The sequence below is a fragment of the Pseudomonas machongensis genome, from assembly GCF_034961125.1.
GTDB classification, from domain to species: domain Bacteria; phylum Pseudomonadota; class Gammaproteobacteria; order Pseudomonadales; family Pseudomonadaceae; genus Aquipseudomonas; species Aquipseudomonas machongensis.
Window position 1 is genome coordinate 1 of record NZ_JAYFUI010000003.1, and the last position, 6,516, is coordinate 6,516.

Annotated in this window: 6 protein-coding genes; all 6 read right to left on the minus strand. The window is 64.4% G+C overall.

The window, feature by feature from the left end; genetic code table 11:
- Positions 1-1,698, minus strand: a 1,698-nt coding sequence (parC, locus tag VA602_RS00135) for a DNA topoisomerase IV subunit A (protein ID WP_323452134.1), incomplete at its 3' end; no start/stop codon positions are given.
- A gap of 10 nt (positions 1,699-1,708) precedes the next feature.
- Positions 1,709-2,227, minus strand: a complete 519-nt coding sequence (locus VA602_RS00140; protein ID WP_323452135.1) for a retropepsin-like aspartic protease family protein — start codon at positions 2,225-2,227, stop codon at positions 1,709-1,711.
- Positions 2,224-3,210 (minus strand): esterase-like activity of phytase family protein, encoded by a 987-nt coding sequence (locus VA602_RS00145; protein ID WP_200603076.1) that lies wholly within the window; start codon positions 3,208-3,210, stop codon positions 2,224-2,226. Before VA602_RS00145 ends, VA602_RS00140 begins: the two co-directional genes overlap by 4 nt.
- Entirely contained in the window at positions 3,207-5,111 is a 1,905-nt protein-coding gene (gene parE, locus VA602_RS00150; protein WP_112899308.1) for a DNA topoisomerase IV subunit B, read from the minus strand. Before parE ends, VA602_RS00145 begins: the two co-directional genes overlap by 4 nt.
- 35 nt (positions 5,112-5,146) lie before the next feature.
- The gene (locus VA602_RS00155; protein ID WP_153774218.1) at positions 5,147-5,755 is read right to left on the minus strand and encodes a YqiA/YcfP family alpha/beta fold hydrolase; all 609 of its coding nucleotides are present in this window, start codon (positions 5,753-5,755) and stop codon (positions 5,147-5,149) included.
- 155 nt (positions 5,756-5,910) lie between these two features.
- On the minus strand, positions 5,911-6,516 hold a 606-nt coding region (locus tag VA602_RS00160; RefSeq protein ID WP_323452136.1), incomplete at its 5' end, for a phosphodiesterase.

Sequence of the window (6,516 nt, forward strand, 5' to 3'; positions counted from 1 at the left end):
CAAGCTGTGTGCTGCGAGCGAATAGCTGCGCCCGGTCGAGTCGATAAGCACCGCAAACTGGTTCGAACGCCCCGCCGCTGCGGCCTTGAAGCCATCGCCAGCCTTGTACGAAAGGCCCGTGGCATCGATGTCATGACCCTTGGCACAACGTACCCAGCCTTTTTCCGACAGCACCACGGTGACCGGCTCGGTCGGCATCAGCTCGTTTTCCGACAGAGCCTTGGCCTCGGCGCGCTCGACGATCGGCGAGCGGCGGTCGTCGCCATAGGTTTCGGCGTCCTTGATCAGTTCGCTGCGTACCAGCTTGCGCAGCTTCGTCTCGCTGCCCAGCAAGGCCTGCAGCTTGGCCTGCTCCTTGAGCAACTCGTCCTGCTCGCCACGGATCTTCATCTCTTCCAGGCGCGCCAGCTGACGCAGGCGGGTCTCGAGGATGTAGTCGGCCTGGATCTCGGTCAGCTCGAAACGCTCGATCAGCGCCTGTTTGGGATGATCCTCGGTGCGGATGATGTGAATCACTTCATCCAGGTTGAGGAAGGCGGTGAGCAAGCCGTCCAGCAGGTGCAGGCGCTTCTCGACCTTGTCGAGGCGGAACTGCAGGCGCCGGCGCACGGTGCCGATGCGGAACTGCAGCCACTCCTGCAACAGCGCGCGCAGGTTCTTCAACTGAGGACGGCCATCGAGGCCGATGATGTTGACGTTGACCCGGTAGCTGTTTTCAAGATCGGTGGTGGCGAACAGGTGCTGCATCAGCTCGTCGGCATCCACACGATTGGAGCGCGGGATGATGACGATGCGGCACGGGTTCTCGTGGTCCGACTCGTCACGCAGGTCGGCGACCATCGGCAGCTTCTTGTTCTGCATCTGCGCGGCGATCTGCTCCAGCACCTTGGCGCCGGAAACCTGATGCGGCAGCGCGGTGACAACGATGTCGCCGTCTTCGACTCGGTACACCGCGCGCATGCGAATCGAGCCCTTGCCGGTTTCGTAGATCTTCTGGATCTCGGCCCGTGGCGTGACGATCTCCGCTTCGGTTGGGTAGTCAGGGCCCTGGATGTGCTCGCACAGTTGCTCGATGGTCGCCTTGGGCTCGTCGAGCAGGCGCACGCAGGCGCTGGCGACTTCGCGCAGGTTGTGCGGCGGCACGTCGGTGGCCATGCCCACGGCGATGCCGGTGGTGCCATTGAGCAGGATATTCGGCAAACGCGCCGGCAATACCTGCGGCTCCTGCAGGGTGCCGTCGAAGTTCGGCACCCAGTCGACGGTGCCCTGGCCCAGCTCGCTGAGCAGCACTTCCGAGTAGCGCGACAGCCGCGCCTCGGTGTAACGCATGGCGGCGAACGATTTCGGATCGTCAGGCGCACCCCAGTTGCCCTGACCGTCGACCAGCGTGTAGCGGTAGCTGAACGGCTGCGCCATCAGCACCATGGCTTCATAGCACGCCGAGTCGCCGTGGGGGTGGAACTTGCCGAGCACGTCGCCGACGGTACGCGCCGACTTCTTGTGCTTGGAGTCGGCATCCAGCCCCAACTCACTCATGGCATAGACGATGCGCCGCTGCACCGGCTTGAGGCCGTCGCCGACGTGCGGCAAGGCGCGGTCCATGATCACGTACATGGAATAGTTGAGGTAGGCCTGTTCGGTGAAGTCGGCCAGGGAACGGCGTTCGACGCCTTCGAGACTGTCCAGTAAGTCGCTCATGCGAGCCTCGTCATTTCAGGTTCTGGCGCAGCAGCATGGTGCCGCCGCGCTGAGTAAATTCAAGTTGTTTCAAAGCGCTCATGCCGAGCAGCACCGTCTGTCCGTCCAGCCCCGGCACCACCAGGGCACGGACATCGCGCAGGCGGATATCGCCCAGTTGCAGGCTGTCGAGCCGCGTGCGATAGCCCTCGGTGCGGCCATTGGCGGTACTGAGCATCACCGGCGCGCCGCGCTGCAGCGCCAGATCACGCGCCAATGCCTCGGGGATCGCCACATCGGTGGCGCCGGTATCGAGCATGAAGTGCACGACCTTGCCGTTGATCGCGCCATCGGCGACGAAGTGGCCCTGGCCATTGCTCAGCAGCCGCACCTCGATAAAGTCTTCGCCGCGTTCGGACTGCACGACACTGTTGGGGTTCTGCTGGCGATCCTCCCACTGCCCGAAAAAGCGCGTGGCGAGAAACATCGCTGCCGCCCAGGCGAGGACCATCAGGATCCGGCCCGCCCGCTTGCCCGCTGGCTGGCTCAAGGCTTCGCGCTCCAGCCGCCCGCTGGCGCGGCAAAGCGCCAGACGATAGGGCGGTTTTCACCATCGGCACGGGTGCCGTTGTTGTTGTCCAGGCCGATCCAGGCGCCGTCCTTGTCGATCACCAGAGCTTCGGCCAAGCCGAACGGCTGGTCGTAGCGACGCGTGTCGACCAGGGCATCGGCGGCGAACGACCAGCAGCGCTCGACCGCACCGGTGTCGGCGTCACGCCGACAAATGCGGAAGGCATTGCGTTCCAGGGTAAACAGCTTGCCGTCGAACAGTGCAAGGTCCGCGAAATCCCGCGACAGCGCCCGCGAGCCTGGCATCTGTGACGGTTGCATCTCCACCCCTGCCTCGCTGAGCAGCACACAGCTGCGTCCGCAGGTCCATACCGCTTGCTGACGCTGCACGGCGATCAGCCCCCGACGCTCGCGCTCGGCCGCCAACCACAGGCGGTCACCGGCCGGATTGATGGCCAGGCCCTCGAACAAGGCATTGAAGTGCAACAGCATGCCGCTGGCACGGGCCTGGCGAACCATGGCCGGATCGATCCTCAGCCAGTTCGGCTCGCCCTCGACCGGCAATTGCAGCACCGCCGCATGCGCCTCGCTGACCACATAGAAGTTGCCCGCGCTGTCACAGGTGATGCCTTCGAAATCCAGCTCGCCGCCACGGATGAACGACACTGCCCAATTTCGCGACTTCAGCCCCCAGGGCAGCCCGCTCTCCGGTACCGGCGGCGGGGTGAACACCAGGGCCTCGGCACGCCACACGCCATCTTGCTGTTCAAGCCGGTAGATTCGATCGTCGTCGCGGTCCGAGACGCCCCACAGGGCGCCACGGCACTGGGCCAGGCCCGACAGGTTACCGCCGCGCATGCCCTCGATCGGGTGCTCGGCGGTGAGCTTGAGCTCCGGCCAGTCGCTGGCGAAACTCGTCAAGCTGGCCAGCGCGAGCAAGGCTGCGACAAGCAGACGAATCAAACCAGGACCTCGGCCAGGTTGCCTTTGGTCTCCAGCCAGTTCTTGCGATCGCCCGCACGCTTCTTGGCGAGCAGCATGTCCATGATCTCGGTGGTACCGGCGAGGTCATCCAGGGTGAGCTGCACCAGGCGCCGGGTGTTCGGGTCCATGGTCGTTTCGCGCAATTGTGGCGGGTTCATTTCGCCCAGCCCCTTGAATCGGGTGACCTGGGGCTTGCCGCGCTTCTTCTCGGCGACCAGACGGTCGAGAATGCCGTCGCGCTCGGCCTCGTCGAGGGCGTAGTAGATCTCCTTGCCCAGGTCGATACGGTACAGCGGCGGCATGGCAACATAGACGTGCCCGGCCTCGACCAGCGGGCGGAAATGCTGGACGAACAGCGCGCACAGCAGCGTGGCGATGTGCAAGCCGTCGGAGTCGGCGTCGGCGAGGATACAGATCTTGCCGTAGCGCAGTTGCGACAGGTCGGTGGCACCCGGATCGACGCCGATGGCCACGGCGATGTTGTGCACCTCCTGGCTGGCGAGCACTTCGCCGCCATCGACTTCCCAGGTGTTGAGGATCTTGCCGCGCAGGGGCAGGATCGCCTGGAACTCCTTGTCACGCGCCTGCTTGGCCGAACCCCCTGCAGAGTCGCCCTCGACCAGGAACAGTTCGGCGCGCATCGGATCCTGTCCGGCGCAGTCGGCCAGTTTGCCGGGCAATGCCGGCCCTTGGGTGATGCGCTTGCGCTCGACCTTCTTGCTCGCCTTGAGGCGTCGGCCGGCGTTGCTGATCGCCAGCTCAGCCAGTTGCATGCCCAGCTCCGGGTGGGCGTTGAGCCACAGGCTGAAGGCATCCTTGACCACACCGGAAACGAACGCCGCGGCCTCGCGGGACGACAGGCGCTCCTTGGTCTGGCCGGAGAACTGCGGTTCCTGCATCTTCATCGAGAGCACGAAGGTGATGCGTTCCCACACGTCCTCGGGCGCCAGCTTGACGCCACGCGGCAGCAGGTTGCGGAACTCGCAGAACTCGCGCATGGCATCGAGCAGGCCTTGGCGCAGGCCGTTGACGTGGGTGCCCCCCTGGGCGGTAGGGATCAGGTTGACGTAGCTTTCCTGGACGCTGTCGCCACCCTCGGGCAGCCACAGCAGCGCCCAGTCCACAGCTTCCTTATTACCGGCCAGGCTGCCGCAGAACGGCTCGTCGGGCAGGCGCAGGAACTCACTGACCGAGTCGACCAGGTACGAGCGCAGACCATCCTCGTAGTGCCACTCGACCTTCTCGCCGGTGCCCTTGTCCTCGAAGCTGATCGACAGCCCTGGGCACAGCACCGCCTTGGCCTTGAGCACATGCTTGAGGCGGCTGATGGAGAACTTGGCCGAATCGAAATACTTGGGATCGGGCGCGAAGTAGACACTGGTGCCGGTGTTGCGCTTGCCGACCGTGCCGATCACCTCAAGCTCAGTGGCCTTGAAGCCATCGGCGAAGGTCATCTGGTACTCGTTGCCGTCACGCTTGACCCGCACGCGGACCTGGGTCGACAGGGCGTTGACCACCGAAATGCCCACGCCGTGGAGGCCGCCGGAGAACTGGTAGTTCTTGTTGGAGAACTTGCCACCGGCGTGCAGCTTGGTAAGGATCAGCTCGACGCCCGATACGCCTTCTTCAGGGTGGATATCCACCGGCATGCCGCGACCATCGTCGCTGACTTCCAGCGAGTGGTCGGCGTGCAGCACGACCTGGATCGACCGGGCATGACCGGCGAGGGCTTCGTCGACGCTGTTGTCGATGACTTCCTGGGCCAGGTGGTTGGGCCGGCTGGTGTCGGTATACATGCCCGGCCGCTTGCGGACCGGGTCAAGGCCGGAGAGGACTTCGATGGCGTCTGCGTTATAGGCGCTAGCGCTGGGATTGGCCATGGGTTCTCGTCGTCAGTCTGGTGAATGCAAAAAGGTCAAAATACAGAAAAATCAAGCGCGTCATACTGCGCCCTGGCAATGCCGGCGAAGGCCAGCAAGGCCGGCAGACGCTGGGCGAAGCCTTGGAAGCTGTGGTCGCCGCCGGCCTCGATACGCAGGGCACAGGCACGGTAATAACGCTCGGCATGGCGATAGTCCAGCGTTTCATCGGCGGTCTGCAACCACACTTGATAGCGTGAGGCATCCTCGGGGGGTGGCACTTCCAGTTCGGCCAGGGCCTGCACGTGATCGTGGGTCAGCTCCCAGGTTTCACCGCTGTAGTGGTTTCGCTGAGTACCGAGATAGCCGTCGAAATGCTTGTGTGGGGTCACTGCCGGATTGACCAGCAGGGCCTTGAGGCCATGGCGCTCAGCCAGGTGCGTGGCATAGTAGCCGCCGAGGGAGCTACCGACCAGCAGCGGCGTGCCGAGTTCGGCGATGCACGCTTCGAGCTGAGCCATCGCCTGGCGCGGATGATGGTGCAGTTCGGGGACGCGCAGCTGCGCGCTCAAACCGAGCTGTTGCATCACCGCCGCGAGCTGGCGCGCCTTGGTGGACAGCGGCGAGCTGTTGAAGCCATGGATATAGAGGATGGAACCCGACATGCTGCCCCCGGAATCTGTGGCTTCGCGCCCGACGATGCGGGCACAGGGACGCGCAGTGTAGCGCGTTCGCCGGGTTTTGGCGCAAGGGTGGGATTTTCGCAACACAATCTTCAAATCCAACGACAGGCGCGACCTTCGCAGGAGCGGTAAACCTGTCAGTAACCCGGGCTGTTGAAATCCAGGGTCACCACGAAATCCCTCGCCCGCTCGACGCCGGTCTCCAGCCGTCCGTCGGCATGCAACCGTAGCCAGCGATACCCTGGCTGCTCTTCACTGACCTTGAAGTCCTCGCTGCGCGCGGCGAACTGGATGCAGGTCGAGGGCGTGGCCAGCAAGCGAATACCGTCGCGGACCTCGTCCCACTCCTGATGGATGTGCCCCCACAGCAACGCCTTCACCTGTGGATATGCCCGCAGACGCTGCAGCAGCTCATCGGCATTGCGCAAGCCGATCGGTGCAATCCAGGCGCAGCCGATATCCACCGGCTGGTGGTGGCAGCACACCAGGCAGTGGCGCTCCCCCACCGATGCCAGCGCGTTATCGAGGATCGAGAGCTGGTCTTGTTCAAGAAGCCCATGGGTAGCACCCAGCACCGCCGAGTTGAGCATCACCACGCGCCAGGCGCCAATGTCGGTAACGGCATGGACCAGATCTGGCGCCACACGCGCCATGACCCTGGCCTCGTCATGGTTGCCCGGCAACCAACGGGTCGGCACGGCAAAACCCTCCGTCAGCTCTCGGAACGCAGCGTAGGACGCCAC

Coding starts and splice junctions, on each gene's coding strand:
- parE (WP_112899308.1), bottom strand. CDS start 5,111: ATGGCCAATCCCAGCGCTAGCGCCTATAACGCAGACGCCATCGAAGTC.
- VA602_RS00155 (WP_153774218.1), bottom strand. CDS start 5,755: ATGTCGGGTTCCATCCTCTATATCCATGGCTTCAACAGCTCGCCGCTG.